Raw genomic sequence first — 17,795 nt, 5'->3', positions numbered from 1 at the left:
GATGGAATGTTCTGTCATTGCGAGATGTTATAGTATTTTTTAATCTGATTGAAATAAATAGATAAAAAAATTAATCTTTATAAGAATTTCTAAAAATTAAAATTTTTTTCAAAAATCTTGATTTTTTAAAAATTTCTTTCAACTATTTTAAAAAAACATGCAAATTATATTGAAAGATCTTCTTATCCTTAACAGCCTTTAATAATAAGGCTGAGCTTACGTGAAAGCTCTTCAATGGAGAACGGCTTCTGGATGAAACCTTGACAACCCATTCTCAACATCTCTTGGGCTTGTCCATTCATGCTATAACCGCTGCATAGTAAAACTTTCACATCTGGTCTCATCGCCCTGAGTCTCTCGTATGTAACTTTACCACTGATTCCAGGCATAATCATGTCAAGTATCACCAGATCAATTAAAGAACCCTTTTCAGCGAAGACAGCCAGAGCTTCTTGTCCACTACCCGCTGTGAAAACACGGTAGCCGAGAAATTCTAACATCTCTCTAACCACCTGTATATTCATATCTTCATCATCGACGAGGAGGATGTTCCCCTGCCCAAAGGATATCTCGTCAGGCCAAGAAGTGACCGTTTCAACCGCTTCCTTAAAAGATTCCGGTAGATAAAAGGTAAAGGTACTTCCTTCCCCCAACCTGCTTGACACTGTTATCCCACCCTGGTGGCTCCTGAGAATACCGTAGACAGATGCAAGACCCAACCCCGAACTTTTCCTGTCCTTCTTGGTTGTGAAAAAAGGTTCAAAAATCCTGTTAATATCAGATTCAGCAATACCCACCCCTGTATCCTGTACAGATACACCGATGTATAAACCAGGAGAGACGAGTAATTCTCCTGCCTTTTCCTCATTAAGAACAGCATTAAAGCTACGAATGTAAAGTTCGCCTCCTAAAGGCATGGCCTCACCAGCATTGACCAAGAGATTAAATAGCACCTGTTCTATTTGACCTTTATCAGCCTCCACACTAGAAGGAAACGCTTCCAGATCCAACGATACGGAAATATCCTTCCTTGTACGTGCAAAGACATCAGCGCAGAACTTAATAACCTCATTTATATTAACAGTTGTTATCTCGTACCGACCACCCCGGGCGAAACCTAGGAGCTGCCTCGTAAGATCAGACCCATTCTGGATCAACCTCTCTAAAATATTAATTTTTTCCATGTAAGGATGATCGTCCGACAGATCCAGTTTCATAATGGATATACATCCAAGCATCCCCATGAGAAGGTTGTTAAAATCATGGGCAATTCCCCCAGCCAGCGATCCTATTGCTTCCAGTTTTTGAGCCTCCAGGAACTGGGCGTGTAACTGTCTCTTCTCCTCCTCCGTCTTTACATGTTCTGTGATATCACGCACCAATCCCCTAAAACCCACTGGCTTTCCATCATCGTTCTTCATAATAGAAGCCCTTGCTTCTAAAAACTTTGCATTACCAGATTTATCGTAAAACCTGCACACATTAAGGAGACCCGGCGATCCTGTTCTATATACTTTCCCAAAGACCTCGTAAACCTTCTCCACATCGTCCTTGTTAAGGAACTCTTTAAAATTTCTTCCGATCATCTCTTCAACATCGTATCCTGCAACTTCTTTAATCGTCTTATTGACGAAAACAAAGTTTCCCCTAAGGTCAGTTTCAAAGTACACTTCTCCTATGCTGTCTAGAATCTCCCTGTAACGTGCTTCATTTTTCAGAAGATTTTCCTGTGCTTCCCTTAACTTGGTAATATCACTCACAAACCCTTCAAAGAACACTTTTTTGCTTTCTCTATCGATAACAGCGCGAGCATCAACAGAAACCCAGATTTTTTCTCCTTTCTTGGAGAGAACCTGGCACACAAAGTTGTTTATCTGGTTTTGCTCTTTCAAGACTTCTATAAAAGCCTTCCATCTCGAATAATCTTCAAAAAACTGGGTGGATACCTCAGTAACCGTGCTAACCATCTCCTCTGGCGAATCGTAACCGCACATTGCCGCCATGGCTGGATTTACAGTGATAAAATTGCCCTCCGAGGTGCACTGAAAGATACCACATATAGCCTTTTCAAAAATCTCGCGGTATTTTTCCTCACTTCTTTGCAATCTTTCGGTTAATTCCCATTTGTCCGTAACATCCCTTATAACTTCAATGGCTCCCACAACATTACCATCTTCGTCGTAAATAGGCGCCGCTTTACCCCAGAGAATACAGCTCTTGCCTTTTACCTTAGGCACCTCCGTTTCCGTGACAAGCATATCACCCTCTCTACGGATGAAGCGGTACCTATTCGCCACCTCTTCATGGTACCGAAAAACGAAATCCACAAGTATGGGACGTCTCTCTCCATAGAAGGGTAAAGCGTACTCGTAATTACCCTTCCCCAACATATCCTCAGCTTTAACCCCTGTCATCTCTTCTATAGCAGGGTTCCAAGCGACGACTACACCATCGCGGTCAATAACCAGTGTGGCATCAGGTATAAAATCTATGATCTCCTTCAGATACCTAAATTTATTGAGTGTAGGTTTCATGGGCACCACCCCACTTTCCAGGAACTAACAACACCCAAAACCATCATAATCAATGCCCCCTGCCATTGATTATTATGTGTTTCAGCATTTCCCACGCTTTATTGAGCCTTTCTCTTTCTTCATCCCCCATAGAGTCATAAGTGGTTCCAGCGGAATAAACAGTAATAACCCTCCCCTCGCTATCCCTTATTTCACATACCCCAACTTCAGCGCTTTTCCTAGCTGCCTCTTCCTGCATTATCATCATCTGGATGGTTCTGTCATCTACACCATGCTTTTTAAGGGCTACCACCTGTTCCCAGGTAAGGGCAGAGACATCACCAGAAAAAGCAGAAAAAGAGAAAATCAAGAATAATAAAATCGAACAACCAACTCTCAAGATCATAGCTATTTCCTCTTGGTGTAATGTTGATAGTGGCTCACAATCTTGGGATTTTCCAGTTCCTCTGGTGACATTTTTTCTATCATCTCCAATGCAGCAATATCCAATTTCAGTCGTCTTATCCTCTGGTCGCAAACCTCGAGGGCTTTTTTGTACGTTTTTCTTTTCTCGTAGCTTAAAAGCGGATTATCATTAAGCTGCTTGATCAAAGCTTCCCTGGTCAACGACATTTCTTTAAGCTTTGCTCTCATCAACTCAATTTTATCTCTCCTTGTTAGCGGAGAATCTTTTAGATCTTCTCTTACACTTACCCCTTCAACCGTATCTTCTTTTCTATTGTCCCCAACAGATATCCGGGCAGCCTTACGCGCATTGAGATGTTCATTTTTTGCTACGTTCAAAATAGGATTAACCACTCTGCGTACACACATGTCAAGGACAAAACTTCCCACTTCACTGGAAAAAGGAATCACAATGCTTGGCCCATCCAATATGTGTTTTACTGTGTGAGCACTGCCATACACAACAGAAGGAATAGAAGCGTACACCCGTAATCCTTCTTTTTCCACCTTCGTCCTTGCCACGCCACAAATCATGTTTGTAAGTTCTCCCACACAGTCCAGAACATCTCCGTTTAGGTTCTGGTAGAATTCCCCCAAAATGCGCCCCGCAATTTCGCATATAGAAGTAATGGAGAAACTGATAGCGAGAGAACCAATGGCATCACCCGTTAAGCCAATAACACCCGACACATCACCAAGCGCATTCTCACTTCTCTTCACACAGGGTTTACCGGTCATTACCTCCAGAGCGGCCATACTCTTTAACACTTCCTGAGTTGCAAGTAGAAAAGAATTTATCAATCGCACATCCATAACATGCAAAATTTACAAATTTTTATGTACTCTATTCCATCTCTTCTTCTTCTCACATGCCTCTTTTACAGCGCGAATAAGTACCTCCTGGGTTAAGGGTTTTGGGAAAAAATCGTCAAAACCCACCTCCCGACATTCCTCTACATCAAAAAGACCAAGCCATCCAGTCATTGCATAAATTACCGTTAAAGGTCTCAGCTTTCTTATCTTTCTGCATAAATCCAACCCATTCATACCGAAGAGTTTCAAATCCAGAAAAACAGCAACCAAATCCTCACGGGACACATGATCCATAGCTTCCTCAGCCCCCGCCGCAAGGAGGACTTCACAACCGGAACCCTCCAGAAGTTCCTTCAGGGTTTCCCTAACATGGATTTCATCATCAACAATTAGAACTTTGTCACCCATAGCAACATTTAGTAAGTTAAACTTTAAGCATGTTCACCATCTTTTCAAAAAGTGACGCCTGGAAATGGTGAAGCATTTCATCACGCATAAGCTTCAGTGCCTCGAAGGAGCTCATGCCCTTTCTGTAAGGGCGATCCGATGTCAACGCATCGAAAACATCCACCAGAGCGCATAAGCGGCCATAAAGGTGAATTTCGTTACCCTTTAAACCTCTTGGATACCCACTACCATCGTACCTTTCATGATGTTGGAGGACAATAATTTTGGATTCCTCGGTCAACTGTCGTGCTTCTGTAAGCATCGCAAACCCGTAGTACGGGTGTTTGCGAATCTCTTTCATCTCACCCTCCGTAAGGGGACCGTTTTTATTGAGTATGGAGTCTGCTATCCTTACCTTCCCCAGATCATGGAGAAAAAAACCAACCCCCAAAGCATAGAGGTCATGTTCAGAATCTAAACCAAAAACCGCTTTAGCCAAAGCCACACCAAGGATTCCTACATTAGTACAATGGGTGTAAGTGTACCAGTCATGAGAAGTCATGTTAATTAGATAGCGCGTTGTCTCTCCATCTTTCAGTATAATATCGACAACTCTAATGATGCCGCTCTTTATCTCTCTGATTCGCGATACCGTGGGTGTTTTGAAAAGACTATCCATCATTTGAAGGGTATATGTATACATTAGATCCGCCTTTTTCTCAGGTTTCAAGCTTGGATCCCGTATAACTTGAGGAAGTTCTGGAAGAACTCCAGGGGTACGTTCTTCTACTATCTCCTCATCTTGTAACGCCCCCTCTTCAGCTTCTAAAACTCTACTCCGTTCTGGATCAACTATTACCTCGTGAATACCTAGTTTTTTGATCTTTCTCAAATCTTCCAGCGAAGATATCAGAAAAGCATTTTTAATAAAGGGATGGCGATGCCAAGGGAGGGGTATCTCCACAAACATACCTACTCTCAACTCATCCACAGGAACCTTAAAGGACATACAGTCTCCTCAATTAAAAAACCGTCACTTCGCCTCCTCCAAAGGTATGATCTCCTCTGACCTAATTTTTCCTGATGTAGGTGTTACTCGGGACCTTTCCACTGGAAATGGCAGATTTTTTCTAACACCCACATTCACCAATTCACCTGTTCGTTCTTTACTCTTCACAGTTAGTTCCATTGCCTGACCATTAACACCCACAAGCTTGTTAATAGTACCCACGTACGACCTCAAATACGTCGCATTCGAAGCAAGCGCCATCGCAGAATTAGCCATCTGTTCCGCACCCGATGCTGTACTCTGAGTAACGTTGTCCAGTTCCGCAATGGCCCTGTTTATCTGGTCAATGCCCTGAGTAATTTCATGCACAGCCTGATCAATATCCTTAATTAAACTATTCGTTTTCTTCCCCTCCTCACCCATGGTATAAAACTCTTCCAGAGTTTTCTCGATCAGTGACAAGGCCTCTTTAATTTCCCTCGTCATCTCCCCGATGATCTGTTCTGTGTTCCGAGCCGCTTCAGCTGATCGCATGGCCAGATTGCGCACTTCATCGGCTACAACGGAAAATCCAGCCCCAGCTTCACCAGCACGTGCAGCTTCCACCGCAGCGTTGAGGGCCAGCAAATTTATTTGAAAGGCTATTTCATCACTTGTTTTTATTATTTTTGCCGCCCGTTCACTGGACTCACCTATACGTTTCATGCATTCATTAGTCTCGCGCAGAGACTTATGGGAATTCTTCATTGCAATATATGTTTTATCCCCAGAGGCAGTAAGATGAGAGGCATTTTCCAGTGTCTTCTTAGCCATAGAGGCTATTTCTTCTACTGAGGATGATGTTTCCTCTATCGCTGAAGCCGCTCTTGCCGAACCTTCCGCAATACTAGTGCTTGAAGTTGAAAATTGTTCCGCTGCTTCTGCCACCTGAGCAGTCATATCGGATAATCCCCGTACCGTTTCAGAAATATCCCTTCTAAAAGTGTGAACTATCCCATAACCTCCACCTAAACAGAGGACAATAGCCACAATTGTTCCTGAGGCAAGTACCAGAACTACCCTTTCGGTCCCCAGAATACCGTTTAGATAACCCATAGCGGCGACACAACCAATAGTTCCACCAATCGCAATAAGAACAGCTCCTATGAAACTCGCAAGCATTATTTTACCTTTTAGGCTCATATACATCCCCTCCTCCCAACCTTTACTTCACGCTGCTCTTTCTATTGCAGCAATTTCCTCCGCTCCAAGTACCTTATCGATATCCAAGAGGATCTTGACACCACCGCTCATCTTCGCCATGCCCATGATGTAATCCGTACGTAACCTGGTGCCAAAGTTGGGAGTATCCTCGATATCCACACCTTTTATGTTCAGAACCTCAGATACAGCGTCTACCACAATCCCCATGGGGATCTTCTTTCCTTCACCTGAAATTTCCACAACAATGATACATGTTCTCTCTGTATAATCCATTGGTTGCATACCGAATTTCAAACGGAGGTCAATTACAGGTATAACCTTACCCCTAAGATTGATCACGCCCTTCACATAATCAGGCGTCCGAGGAACGGAGGTAATAGGCATCATACCAATAATTTCCCTCACCTTAAGTATCCCAATACCGTATTCCTCTCCATCAAGGGTGAAAGTGAGGTATTTCCCTTCCCGATCCTTGACGGTATTTCCTTTTTTTCCCAATGCCTCATCTACCATAGTCCTACCTCCCGAAATTTTAATTAGTTTTAACCGACTCACTCAGAGCAAAAAGCCCAGCTGCATCTATTATGAGACCAACCTGACCATCCCCAAGTATGGCCCCCCCTGCGACACCCTTCACATTTTTTAAAGAGTCCCCAAGCCCCTTAATCACCACCTCTGCTTTGCCGACGATTTCATCCACCATTACCGCCTTCACATGACCATCGCTTTCCATAACCACAACAATGGATTCCCAAGGATGTAAAGCCTTTCCCTTAACCCCAAAGAGACTTCCCAGACGCACAAGGGGCATCAGTCTTCCAAGCACATTCACCATTTCACCACGACCAACAACCACACTGCAACTCTCCCTCTGTGGTCGTAAAGCCTGGCGGATAGAAACAGTGGGAAGAATGTAACGCTCCTCCCCTACCCTCACGATTATTCCATCAATAATGGCCATAGTAAGTGGCAAACTTATGATGAAGGTTGTTCCTTCATCAGGGGACGTTTCAATATCTATTTTACCACGCAATTTCTCCACTGACTGTTTCACCACATCCATTCCCACACCTCGACCGGAGATCTCTGTAACCTGATCCGCCGTAGAGAAACCAGGAAGAAAAATCAACCGGTAGACTTCTTGATCGGTGAGATGTTCCGTCCCGCTTATTAGATTTTTGGAAAGCGCCTTATTCAGAATCCTCTCTCTATCAAGCCCGCGACCATCATCACTTATCTCAATGACTATATTCCCACCTCTGTGGTACGCTTTAAGTTTTACGTGACCCTCTGGAAGCTTACCTTTTGTAAGCCTCTCTTCCGGATCTTCCAACCCGTGATCAACAGCATTACGGACAAGATGAACCAGAGGATTATAGATCTCCTCCACCATGTGACGATCTATCTCTGTATCCTCACCTTCCAGTTCTACCGTGACTCTTTTCCCACTCTCCCTCGCCAAATCACGAATCAACCTCGCCATCCTCTGAAAAGACTGCCTGATTGGTACCATCCGTAGACCCGTTGTCATCCTCTGCAACCCAGAGGTAATGCGATTGAGCTGTCCCATATCTCGTATGATGTTTCTATCTGTAGTGAGCAAATGCCTCAGGTCTTGTTCAAGCATAGTTTTAGTGATTACAAGCTCGCCAACCAAATCAATAACGTCATCCAGCTTTCTCGTATCCACACGAATGGTGGACATATCTTCAGAATACTCGGCCTGTTTTCGTAAAGCACGGGAAACCTGTTTGGGTGTCACCAATTTTTCTTCAATGAGCACTTCTCCTATTTTCTTACCGGGACTCACACTCTGCTTTTTCAGTCCGACATCCAACTTTTCTTGATCTATTACACCTTCCTCCAGTAGTATCTCTCCCAGCCTTTTCGCACCGGCAGGTTCCACCATGCCATTTTCCACACTCCTGATGCGCTCCATGATCTCCTGGAAGTCTCCAACGTCCTCACCACCCGAGAAAGCCTTTCCGCTCATTTCATCCCGTAATTTGAGAATCAAACCCTTCAATAAATCTGTTCCATCAAGCACAACATCTATTACTGAGGGTGTAATAGTGAGCTCATCATTTCTTGCCTTATCCAGTAGATTCTCCAGAGAATGGGCAAGATCACGAATGTTGGCCAGACCAAGGAATCCTGCTACACCTTTTATGGAATGAAAAGGACGAAAGATAGCGTTAATGCAATCTTTATCGTGAGGATTCTGTTCCAGATCCAAAATACTTATCTCGATATTCCCTATGTATTCCAGAGCTTCCGTGATAAAATCACTCAAAAGGGTCGTGTCCTGGTGAATGTAGGAATGGAGGGGTTCCGTTCTCACCTCAGAACCACCCTCATCAAAAGCTCTGTCGCAGTGACTGGGCTCCTCAACTTCAGCAATACCACCCGTAAGCTCTTTAACAGAATTTACATACGTCCTGATCCTTTCCTCATCCGCAAAATCCTCGCCCCTTTCAAGAACCTGTCCTATCTCCTGCAGTAGAGAAACCCCTTTTTCAAATACCTCAAAACCTCTCTGTTTTTCTTTGACCTCTTCTAAAATGAGCCTCTCCAGGAGATGTATTAACAACTCAGAAACTCTGTTTAAGGTGCTATATCGCATCTCCCTTGCAATTTTTGACATCTCTTCCAACACATTGAGAAATCTGCCGGAAGACGGAATATCTATTTCCCTCCCGTTCAAGCAGAGAAAGTCCGCAACCAAACCATTTATAAGGCTCAGGAGATTCTTAAGTTCCATAACTACACCACCTTTAAAATTTCGGCTGCTATACGATCCAAGGGAACCACTTTATCTACACAGCCAAGTTTAATGGCCTCTTTGGGCATCCCAAAAACCACACAAGTTTCCTCATCCTGAGCTATAGTGAATGCCCCTTTCTCTTTCATCTCCTTCAAACCTTCTGCACCGTCGGATCCCATACCTGTAAGGATAACACCCACAGCGTTGGGTCCAGCGTACTTCGCCGTTGACTTGAACAGGACATCCACAGCTGGACGTTGGTGATGAACAAGGGGACCGTCTTTGATCTCCACATAATACCTAGCCCCACTACGCCTAAGTAACATATGGTAATTACCAGGGGCTACTAGAGCTGTTCCCGGCAACACGGAGTCATTGTCTTTTGCCTCCTTTACAGAAATGTTGCAGATGCTGTTAAGACGCTCCGCAAAAGCCGCCGTAAACGTGGCTGGCATATGCTGGACAATAACAATACCTGGCACATTGTGGGGCAACTTGGAAAGAATGACCTTGAGCGCCTCCGTTCCCCCCGTGGAAGCACCAATGGCAATAACCTTGTTTGAAGTCCGAGTGAGAGCAGTGGGTTCCTCTTTCGTCTCGACCTTTTCATCGTTCTTTACAATAGGTATCCTCAACTTTGCCCTTGAAGCCGCCCGTATCTTCTCCACGAGCTGAACACTCATATCACCCACACTGTAAGGCCCCCCCGGCTTAGCAAGAACATCCACAGCCCCCAGATCTAGAGCTTCCAATGACAATTTGCTACCCTGAGGCGTCAAAGAACTGACAATTATAGTGGGCAAAGGATAGTGTTTCATAAGTTTTCTCAGAAAAGTCAGACCATCCATACGAGGCATCTCAATATCCAGGGTTATAACGTCCGGCTTCAATCTCAATATCTTATCCCTGGCAACAAAAGGGTCTGGGGCAGTGCCTACTATCTCGATATCGGAGTATTTTGAGAGTTCCTCGGATAGTATTTTTCTCACAATGGCGGAGTCGTCGATAATCAAAACCTTGATCTTCCTCATGGATGAACTAACTCCAACGCCCATTAAAAATCGCTCCTCTCATCTATATCGGCAAAGTAACTTTCCGCATTCACGTTCAAAACTTCTCTAACCAGTGAACACAACGCTTCAGGGCGGAAAGGTTTGTTGAGAAATCCATCAACACCGAGGTTGATCGCCTCGGAAATCTGTTCTTCGCTGCAACTTGCAGAGACTACAATCACCGGTATATCCCGAGTTTCTTCCTGGCTCTTAATGACTCTTATCATTTCAATTCCGCTCATTCCGGGCAGATTCAAATCTGTTATAATTAGATCCACCCAATACTTAGACAATAGGGTCAGTGCTTCCTTGGCACTCTCGGTTTCAAGGTATTTATCCACAGGTATGCGGGAAAGCGTAAGTACCTTTCTGATAATGCTGCGCATGGTTATGGAATCCTCAATCACCATTACGTTGAAGGACATTAACAATCTCCTTCCGTGTCGATAATCCTCCTTTAACGATCCTTTTTGTAGACACCTGGTTCCACATAACGAAATGGGTGCTTTAGACCCGATAGGCTCTCCGAATGTCCAACAAAAAGGAATCCCCCTTTATTCAAGCAACGATGCAATCTACTAACAAGGGTAGCCTGTGTTTCCCGATCGAAATAAATCATTACGTTCCGACAGAAGATGATATCGAACCTAAAGTCAGAAGGGGGCTCATCTATGAGGTTAAAGCGACGGAATTCCACAAGATTCTTTATCTCATCCTTCACACGAACGTACCCCTCGAAGCTGCCCTGACCGTACTGAAAGTAACGGCGCAGTATCTCGTGGGGCACTTTCTGCACTTTTTCCATAGGGTAGATACCTGTTACCGCTGTTTTCAAAGCCTGGGTGGATATATCCGTAGCTAAAATCTTTATGCTTACCGGTTTTAGCCCCAAACACTCCTTCAAACAGATGGCAATGGTGTAAGCCTCTTCACCCGTAGAGCAGCCAGCACTCCATATCTTTATCCCCCAGCTACGTCCACCATTTAGATAAAGGGAGGTAACTATCGTCATTAATTTCTGAAAATGCCTCTCTTCCCTGAAGAAATAGGTAAGATTCGTCGATATGGCATCGATCATCGCAATCAGTTCATCCGCTCCCTGTGGGGAAGTTACATATCTGTAGTACTCCGCAAAAGACTTGAAATTTCCCGCCCTCAACCTTTTACCCAGCCGAGTTTTTATTAACTCCCGTTTTCCCTCATGCAAATAGATCCCACAGTAGTCGTAAACAAAACGACTGATCTTTTCGAAATCACTATCGGAAAGCTCAATGTTGAACATTCAAACCCTCACAAATCAATGGAAATCACGAAATTCACCCGTTGAAGGTGCCGCAACTGTCACAGACTTTAAACCTTCATCCTTACTTCTCTTCACACCCGGCAGAGAGAAAACCTTTTTCTTGACGGAGAATTGATCTTGTGTGAGAAGCGGCAAACTCTCACCTAACCCATTTTGTCGTCCCCCAACTAAGCGCATAAGCTCTTCAGAAACATTTTTCACCTGCATGATCTGAGCGTTCATCTCCTCCGCAGCGGATGCAGTTTCTTCCGCTTGAGCAGCGGTCTGCTGTGTCACCTTATCCATCTCCACTACAGCTTTTGATACCTGCTCGATACCCTGCGCCTGTTCCTGTGAGGCCGTTGCAATTTCGTCAATCAGTTGACCAATTTTGTTAGCGATAGCCATATTTTCTTCAAAGGCCTCCTTCGTTGCAGCTGTAAGCTCGCTTCCTCTCTTCACCGCTTTGACAGTATTCTCTATGAGGTTACTCGTATTTTTAGCCGCTTCTGCAGCCCTGAGGGCAAGATTCCTCACCTCATCTGCCACCACAGCAAAACCAGCACCTGCCTCTCCAGCGCGCGCAGCCTCCACAGCTGCGTTGAGAGCCAAAAGGTTCGTCTGAAATGCGATTTCATCAATGGTCTTGATTATCTTTGAGGTTTCCTCACTGGTGCGCTTGATCTCCGCAATTGCCGTTCCCATTTCCTCCATGTGGGCATTGACACGCTGCACGATTTTACGAGCCTCATCCATCATCACCTTGGTTTGGCTGGCGTTATCGGCATTCTGTCTTGTCATAGCTGCCATCTCCTCCAGAGAGGCAGAGGTCTCTTCCAATGACGATGCCTGCTCTGAAGCCCCTTCAGCAAGGGACTGGCTTGAAGTGTTCACCTGACTAGAAGCCAAAGCCATCTGGGAAGTTGCCTCGGATAGTTTATGAACAGAGTTCGTTATAGGACGGGATAGAGTGCGAGAAAAGTAAAAGGCAGCTCCAATAGACAATACGAGTATCACCAAGGCTGAGATGGCAACTGCATTGCGGATTGCCCGCGAAGGTGCAAAGATCTCATCCTCGTTCTGCGTGGCTATAACCGTCCAACCAGTGACATCAACAGGTGATAAACCAGCAATCTTCCTTATCCCCTCGAACGAATATGACACTATGGCATCTTTTTTACCTTTGATCTTTTCTGCAACTGTCTCCATCCCTTTGGCTTTATTTACATTCGCCTCCAGGATCAGCTCTTTCCGAGGATGAGCTATGAAAGTTCCGTTCTCGTCCACCATGAAGGCGAAACCCGTCTGACCGTATCTAACACTCGTAACGTGTTCGATGAGTTTATCAATTTTTAAAGCAGCAGCTAGTATACCAACGAAACCACCACCGCTTTCATAGATGGGAACTGCAACAACTGAAACAGGATTGCCCGTTCCCTTAGATCTCACCGGTGTGCCCACATTGGGCTTCCCCGCCTTTGCCTTGCTAAAATATTCCCTGTCCCCTATATTTATCCCTTTGTACTTTCCTCCAACTCCATCTGCCCTTATAATCCCTGAGCTATCCGCCACAAAGATGGTCTCGTAGTCCTTACCCACCTTTTGCATGACATTGGTTAGGATGCTATCCGCCGCATCCACAGAACCACCCGCAGCTGCCATACGGATATTCGGATCAGAGGAGTAACTCTCGAGTAGCTTTATCTCTCCAGTAAGGTAACGATCAACCGTTTCGGACACACTCTTTGCTGCAACGAGTGATCTCTCTGATGTTAACTTCTCCACTATCTCTGAACTTTTAAAAATAGAAAATCCCCCCACAACAATCAGCGGAATGAGCACAAGCAGAAAAACTCCAACCATAATCCTCGATCCAAGAGACATTTTAGAAAACATAATTCAACCTCCCTGCCGAAATTTTGAGTCGATGCTCCGTCCATATGCAATACTTAGACCACATACCTTTTCATCACTCAAACAGAAGGATACACGCAGACTCAACGCCAAAAAAAAACACAAATTTTCCCTTGACACATACAATCTTGACGAATTATGTCATAATGTTGACGGGGAAAATAAGGGGGAATGGAATGAAGAGGGCAAGTGTACTAGTCGTGGAAGACGACGAATTGAACCGTAACAACTTGAAAGAGATGCTAGAGTCGTGGGGTTACAGGGTGTTAGCTTGCGCAGATGGAAAGGAAGCCATTGACGTTTTCTTTAGGGACAATTTTGATGTAGTTGTCACAGACCTAAGAATGCCCCACATGGATGGGTTGGAGCTCCTAAAAGTCATAAAAGATACAAAAAGCGACCAGATCGTAATTGTAGTTACGGGTTACGGTAGTATTCAGACAGCTGTTGATGCTATGAAGATGGGTGCTTTTGACTTTATCACCAAACCTCTCAAGGAAGACTTAGTAAAAATAACCCTCTCCAGAGCTGTATCTTATGCCCAGTTGAAAGAAGAAAACGTTCTCTTAAGGGACTCTCTCAGAGAAAAGTTCGACTTTGGAAAACTAATAGGCTACAGCGAACCCATGAAAAAAATTTTTGAAAAGATTCAAAAAGTAGCCCTAACCGACTCCACCGTTCTCATACAGGGTGAAAGTGGTACGGGTAAGGAACTAGTTGCCCGAGCTATTCATTACAACAGTGATAGGAAAAATAAACCCCTTGTAACCGTCAACTGCGCGGCAATACCTCAGGATCTTCTGGAAAGCGAACTATTCGGTCACGAGAAAGGGGCTTTCACAGGTGCCATAAGATCGAGACCCGGGAGATTCGAGATTGCGGACGGTGGAACCATATTTCTCGACGAAATAGGAGATATGAGCCCAGCCCTTCAGGTGAAAATCCTCCGAGTATTACAGGAAAAGCAGTTTGAACGCATCGGTGGTATAAAAACAATGACCGTTGATGTCCGCATAATAGCTGCCACGAATCAGGATCTTGCCGAACTTGTGAGACAGAAGCGTTTTCGTGAAGACCTATTTTACCGCATAAACGTTATACCCATACATCTCCCACCATTGAGGGAACGCGGTACAGATATCGCAATTCTAGCAAACCACTTCCTAAAAAAATTCAACCAGCAGAAGAAGAAAAACGTGAAACATATAGAACCCAGGGCAATGGAAGCCCTTATGTCTTACCCCTGGCCAGGTAATGTCAGAGAACTGGAAAACCTCATTGAGATGCTGGTGGTTATGAAAGAAACGGGAAGCATCACACTGGAAGATCTACCGGAGAAGTTTCATTCCACGGCAACTGAAAAAACCACAATAAAAGATTTTTCCATCCCTGAAGAGGGTATAGACCTCCAAAAAACGGTCCAGGAATACGAGAAGGCCCTCATACTCGAGGCACTGGAAAAGTGTAAAGGTGTCAAAAATAAGGCCGCCAAATTGCTGAACATCAAACGAACCACCCTCGTGGAAAAGATAAAACGTTTCTAAATCACCTCAGTAAAACTATACACTAAGCTTTTGAGGTTGCAACTTACGCAATTTGTGGCCCACGTTTTGCATAATCACATGGAAAAATTTGCTACTTTTTCTTTTGGTACGCATAAACTTCGGGAAAATGGGCGACATCATTGTAGGCATGGGTGATATGAAAATAAGTAATAAACCGGAAGATGTCCTTGTCACATATGCCCTAGGATCATGTGTGGCCGTTGTGGTTTATGATCCATTGATGCGCGTCGGAGGGCTTCTCCACTACATGTTACCGGATTCCACAATAAATGCAGAAAAAGCAAAGGATTCTCCAGCCATGTTCGCCGACACGGGAATTCCTATGCTTTTTAAGTCCTGTTACGAACTTGGCGCTGAAAAAAGGAGGATGATAGTCAGGATTGTAGGGGGTGCAAGTATAATAAACGATGACAACTTATTCCAGATAGGTCAGAAAAACATAAATGCGGCAAGGAGAATATTCTGGAAAAACAACGTATTAATTGCGGCCGAGGATACAGGACTCAATATCAATAGGAGTGTGAGACTTTATATATCCGATGGTCGTTGTTACATACGTTCATCAAACGGCAAAACTAAGGAGATCTAATTATGTTGGAAAAAATCCTCCTATCCATCAAAAAACTCCCTCCGTATCCTGCCGTGGCAAACAAGGTTGCCATTATGTTAAGTGACGAAGATTTCTCTGTACACGAGGTGGTTGAACTTGTGAAATACGATCAGGCCATTGCGGCAAACATACTAAAAATTAGCAATTCCGCTTATTTTGGAACACACCAAAAGATCACTTCCCTAAAGGATGCTATAATTTTCCTGGGGCAGAAGAATCTTCTGCGTGCTATCCAGACTGCTTCTGCAGCCAGTATCTACTCAAAATCGAAGGGAGGGTATGGTGTCAAGGCAAAGGACCTCTGGAAGCATGCCGTAGCCGTGGCAATTGCCTCTCAGGTCATAAGCAGAAGAATTCAGGGAAAGGAAGATGAGTCTCTTTACACAGCTGCTCTTCTCCACGATGTAGGAAAACTGGTAATTGGCCAGTATATTCAGGATGCAGCGGCGAAGATATTCGATTACATAAAGAAAAACAAGTGTTCATTCCTCACAGCTGAAGAAGATGTAATAGGGATAAACCATGCAGAAGTGGGTGCTCGCATCGCTATCTATTGGAACTTTCATCCCGATCTACACGATGCCATCGCTTACCACCACAGACCTGAAAAAGCAAAAAAAGCAAATTCCAAGCTACCTGCGTTTGTTCATCTTGCCGACCAAATCTGTCTTCTCATGGGGATCGATGGAGGCATGGATGGACTGGCCCACCAAAACGAGGAAAGTATTATTCGCGCATGGAACTTCACTGGTGAAGATCTTGAAAAGTGTATGCTTCAAATTGCAGAGGAATTAACGAAGGCCCAGGAACTATTCGAGGTGTTATAGACGATGGTTGATTTAGACGCAGAAAGATCTACCTACGGGAAAGCACGATTTATGGAGAGCATCTGTTTAAATAGTGCTATTTCAAAAATTCTGGCAAAGTCTGTTCGCGAGGTATTTAATACGGCATTTTTCATCTCTCTAGAAGATACAGTGAATTCTCTAGTAGACACAGAATTACCGTACGAAGCGACCATTTCCTTTTCAGGCGCTTTCCAGGGACACATCACTTTGCTGTGTAATCGCCCACTTGTGGAACAGATGTTGGAAAATTCTATAAACATCGAAGCCCAAGACATACTGGAACCGATCATCGAGGATTGTTTAAAGGAAACACTTAACATGGTGTGTGGTAGGTTTCTGAAAGACTTATCTCCCCGAACCAGAGTGATTTTCTCTCTTCCAGAGGTAAAAAAGACCGACATAGAAGAAAGCAGAGGAGAATCTTGTCTATTTCTCAACGGAGGGCGTGGAGCCTATCTAAAGGCAATAATACAAATCGAAGGAGGTCCACAAAATGGACAAAAATATCAAGATTCTTGTGGTCGATGATTTTGCCACCATGCGGAAAGTTATAAGAAACATCCTAAGACAGATTGGCTTCGAAAATATTGTAGAAGCAGAAGACGGACTTTCAGCATTAAGAATCCTAAAGTCCCAGCAGATCGACTTCATAATTGCGGATTGGAACATGCCGAACATGACAGGATTGGAATTATTAAAGGCAGTAAGGTCAGATGCTACACTCAGCAAAACTCCCTTTCTTATGGTAACTGCAGAGGCCTTGCAGGAAAACGTGATCGCAGCAGTTAAAGCAGGAGTGAATAATTACATCGTTAAGCCCTTCACTGCAGAGACACTTCAGGAAAAAATTGCCAAAATACTCGGCTGAATCCATAAATTTTATAGAGGTGCATCATGAACGTAGAATTCATCAATCCTTTCCTGGAAGCGACGATTGAGGTTCTAAAAACAATGGCCTTTATAGAGCCAAAACCGGGAAAACCCTTCCTAAAAAAAGACAATTTAGCCCAGGGTGACATCTCCGGTATCATAGGATTGGCAGGAGATGCCCGGGGATCCTTGGCTTTAAGCTTCAGCGAGAGTGCGATACTACGCATTGTAAGTAACATGCTCGGAGAAGAAATAAATAACATGAACGGTGACATTAGAGACGCAGTCGGTGAAATTACCAACATGATTTCCGGGGTAGCACGAAAGAAACTGGAAAAAGCAGGTTACAGTATAATGGCAGCAATACCAACAGTTGTATCCGGTAGGAACCACTCCATCCGTCATGTGTTGGGAGGACCAAGTATCATAATACCTTTCGAAACAGAAGCTGGATCCTTTGTCGTGGATGTGTGCATAAATCGGGATGACACCAAATGAAG

Annotated in this window: 18 protein-coding genes; 6 read left to right on the top strand and 12 right to left on the bottom strand. The window is 44.2% G+C overall.

Going from position 1 to position 17,795, the window contains the following annotated elements; genetic code table 11:
• Nucleotides 1–188: 188 nt before the first annotated feature.
• The 12 genes from N2317_03900 to N2317_03845 are packed head-to-tail and all read right to left on the bottom strand — an operon-like array spanning nucleotide 189 to nucleotide 13,384.
• Nucleotides 189–2,534, bottom strand: coding sequence for a PAS domain S-box protein (locus N2317_03900; GenBank protein MCX7816641.1), 2,346 nt, complete (start codon nucleotides 2,532–2,534; stop codon nucleotides 189–191).
• Between the two features lie 49 nt (nucleotides 2,535–2,583).
• Nucleotides 2,584–2,919 (bottom strand): hypothetical protein, encoded by a 336-nt coding sequence (locus N2317_03895; protein ID MCX7816640.1) that lies wholly within the window; start codon nucleotides 2,917–2,919, stop codon nucleotides 2,584–2,586.
• Between the two features lie 2 nt (nucleotides 2,920–2,921).
• Nucleotides 2,922–3,779 carry a chemotaxis protein CheX gene (locus tag N2317_03890; protein MCX7816639.1) on the bottom strand — a complete coding sequence of 286 codons (858 nt, stop codon included), beginning with the start codon at nucleotides 3,777–3,779 and terminating at the stop codon, nucleotides 2,922–2,924.
• 24 nt (nucleotides 3,780–3,803) lie between these two features.
• On the bottom strand, nucleotides 3,804–4,199 hold the full coding sequence (locus tag N2317_03885) for a response regulator (GenBank protein ID MCX7816638.1): 396 nt from the start codon (nucleotides 4,197–4,199) through the stop codon (nucleotides 3,804–3,806).
• A gap of 16 nt (nucleotides 4,200–4,215) precedes the next feature.
• Nucleotides 4,216–5,187, bottom strand: coding sequence for an HD-GYP domain-containing protein (locus tag N2317_03880; protein ID MCX7816637.1), 972 nt, complete (start codon nucleotides 5,185–5,187; stop codon nucleotides 4,216–4,218).
• A 24-nt stretch (nucleotides 5,188–5,211) separates the two neighbouring features.
• A complete protein-coding gene (locus N2317_03875) occupies nucleotides 5,212–6,369 on the bottom strand; it encodes a methyl-accepting chemotaxis protein (GenBank protein ID MCX7816636.1) in 1,158 nt (385 codons plus the stop codon).
• Between the two features lie 27 nt (nucleotides 6,370–6,396).
• The gene (locus N2317_03870; GenBank protein ID MCX7816635.1) at nucleotides 6,397–6,903 is read right to left on the bottom strand and encodes a chemotaxis protein CheW; all 507 of its coding nucleotides are present in this window, start codon (nucleotides 6,901–6,903) and stop codon (nucleotides 6,397–6,399) included.
• Nucleotides 6,904–6,922: 19 nt separating this feature from the next.
• Nucleotides 6,923–9,151: a chemotaxis protein CheA gene (locus N2317_03865; protein ID MCX7816634.1), complete on the bottom strand. Its 2,229-nt coding sequence runs from the start codon at nucleotides 9,149–9,151 to the stop codon at nucleotides 6,923–6,925.
• Between the two features lie 2 nt (nucleotides 9,152–9,153).
• Complete coding sequence (locus N2317_03860; GenBank protein ID MCX7816633.1) at nucleotides 9,154–10,209, bottom strand: chemotaxis response regulator protein-glutamate methylesterase; 1,056 nt, start codon at nucleotides 10,207–10,209, stop codon at nucleotides 9,154–9,156.
• Nucleotides 10,209–10,631, bottom strand: a complete 423-nt coding sequence (locus tag N2317_03855; GenBank protein MCX7816632.1) for a response regulator — start codon at nucleotides 10,629–10,631, stop codon at nucleotides 10,209–10,211. The genes N2317_03860 and N2317_03855 overlap by 1 nt, the downstream gene beginning before the upstream one ends.
• 32 nt (nucleotides 10,632–10,663) lie before the next feature.
• Nucleotides 10,664–11,488 (bottom strand): protein-glutamate O-methyltransferase CheR, encoded by an 825-nt coding sequence (locus N2317_03850; GenBank protein ID MCX7816631.1) that lies wholly within the window; start codon nucleotides 11,486–11,488, stop codon nucleotides 10,664–10,666.
• Between the two features lie 15 nt (nucleotides 11,489–11,503).
• Entirely contained in the window at nucleotides 11,504–13,384 is a 1,881-nt protein-coding gene (locus tag N2317_03845) for a methyl-accepting chemotaxis protein (protein MCX7816630.1), read from the bottom strand.
• Between the two features lie 194 nt (nucleotides 13,385–13,578).
• On the opposite strand from N2317_03845, the gene N2317_03840 reads away from it, so the two are divergent.
• The 6 genes from N2317_03840 (at nucleotide 13,579) to N2317_03815 (ending at nucleotide 17,793) form a co-directional block, all read left to right on the top strand.
• Complete coding sequence (locus tag N2317_03840; protein MCX7816629.1) at nucleotides 13,579–14,946, top strand: sigma-54 dependent transcriptional regulator; 1,368 nt, start codon at nucleotides 13,579–13,581, stop codon at nucleotides 14,944–14,946.
• A gap of 127 nt (nucleotides 14,947–15,073) precedes the next feature.
• Nucleotides 15,074–15,556, top strand: coding sequence for a chemotaxis protein CheD (locus tag N2317_03835; GenBank protein MCX7816628.1), 483 nt, complete (start codon nucleotides 15,074–15,076; stop codon nucleotides 15,554–15,556).
• Nucleotides 15,557–15,558: 2 nt separating this feature from the next.
• Nucleotides 15,559–16,404: an HDOD domain-containing protein gene (locus N2317_03830; protein ID MCX7816627.1), complete on the top strand. Its 846-nt coding sequence runs from the start codon at nucleotides 15,559–15,561 to the stop codon at nucleotides 16,402–16,404.
• Nucleotides 16,405–16,407: 3 nt separating this feature from the next.
• On the top strand, nucleotides 16,408–16,953 hold the full coding sequence (locus tag N2317_03825; GenBank protein ID MCX7816626.1) for a chemotaxis protein CheX: 546 nt from the start codon (nucleotides 16,408–16,410) through the stop codon (nucleotides 16,951–16,953).
• A complete protein-coding gene (locus N2317_03820) occupies nucleotides 16,919–17,293 on the top strand; it encodes a chemotaxis response regulator CheY (GenBank protein ID MCX7816625.1) in 375 nt (124 codons plus the stop codon). Before N2317_03825 ends, N2317_03820 begins: the two co-directional genes overlap by 35 nt.
• 26 nt (nucleotides 17,294–17,319) lie before the next feature.
• Complete coding sequence (locus N2317_03815; GenBank protein MCX7816624.1) at nucleotides 17,320–17,793, top strand: chemotaxis protein CheX; 474 nt, start codon at nucleotides 17,320–17,322, stop codon at nucleotides 17,791–17,793.
• Nucleotides 17,794–17,795 lie beyond the last annotated feature (2 nt).

The sequence above is a fragment of the Syntrophales bacterium genome (assembly GCA_026417625.1).
In the GTDB taxonomy this organism is placed as follows: Bacteria; Desulfobacterota; Syntrophia; order Syntrophales; family UBA8958; genus JAOACW01.
This window is presented reverse-complemented; position numbering and strand designations above follow the sequence as displayed.

Coding starts and splice junctions, on each gene's coding strand:
- N2317_03900 (MCX7816641.1), bottom strand. CDS start 2,534: ATGAAACCTACACTCAATAAATTTAGGTATCTGAAGGAGATCATAGAT.
- N2317_03895 (MCX7816640.1), bottom strand. CDS start 2,919: ATGATCTTGAGAGTTGGTTGTTCGATTTTATTATTCTTGATTTTCTCT.
- N2317_03885 (MCX7816638.1), bottom strand. CDS start 4,199: ATGGGTGACAAAGTTCTAATTGTTGATGATGAAATCCATGTTAGGGAA.
- N2317_03880 (MCX7816637.1), bottom strand. CDS start 5,187: ATGTCCTTTAAGGTTCCTGTGGATGAGTTGAGAGTAGGTATGTTTGTG.
- N2317_03875 (MCX7816636.1), bottom strand. CDS start 6,369: ATGAGCCTAAAAGGTAAAATAATGCTTGCGAGTTTCATAGGAGCTGTT.
- N2317_03870 (MCX7816635.1), bottom strand. CDS start 6,903: ATGGTAGATGAGGCATTGGGAAAAAAAGGAAATACCGTCAAGGATCGG.
- N2317_03865 (MCX7816634.1), bottom strand. CDS start 9,151: ATGGAACTTAAGAATCTCCTGAGCCTTATAAATGGTTTGGTTGCGGAC.
- N2317_03860 (MCX7816633.1), bottom strand. CDS start 10,209: ATGGGCGTTGGAGTTAGTTCATCCATGAGGAAGATCAAGGTTTTGATT.
- N2317_03855 (MCX7816632.1), bottom strand. CDS start 10,631: ATGTCCTTCAACGTAATGGTGATTGAGGATTCCATAACCATGCGCAGC.
- N2317_03850 (MCX7816631.1), bottom strand. CDS start 11,488: ATGTTCAACATTGAGCTTTCCGATAGTGATTTCGAAAAGATCAGTCGT.
- N2317_03845 (MCX7816630.1), bottom strand. CDS start 13,384: ATGTTTTCTAAAATGTCTCTTGGATCGAGGATTATGGTTGGAGTTTTT.
- N2317_03840 (MCX7816629.1), top strand. CDS start 13,579: ATGAAGAGGGCAAGTGTACTAGTCGTGGAAGACGACGAATTGAACCGT.
- N2317_03835 (MCX7816628.1), top strand. CDS start 15,074: ATGGGCGACATCATTGTAGGCATGGGTGATATGAAAATAAGTAATAAA.
- N2317_03830 (MCX7816627.1), top strand. CDS start 15,559: ATGTTGGAAAAAATCCTCCTATCCATCAAAAAACTCCCTCCGTATCCT.
- N2317_03825 (MCX7816626.1), top strand. CDS start 16,408: ATGGTTGATTTAGACGCAGAAAGATCTACCTACGGGAAAGCACGATTT.
- N2317_03820 (MCX7816625.1), top strand. CDS start 16,919: ATGGACAAAAATATCAAGATTCTTGTGGTCGATGATTTTGCCACCATG.
- N2317_03815 (MCX7816624.1), top strand. CDS start 17,320: ATGAACGTAGAATTCATCAATCCTTTCCTGGAAGCGACGATTGAGGTT.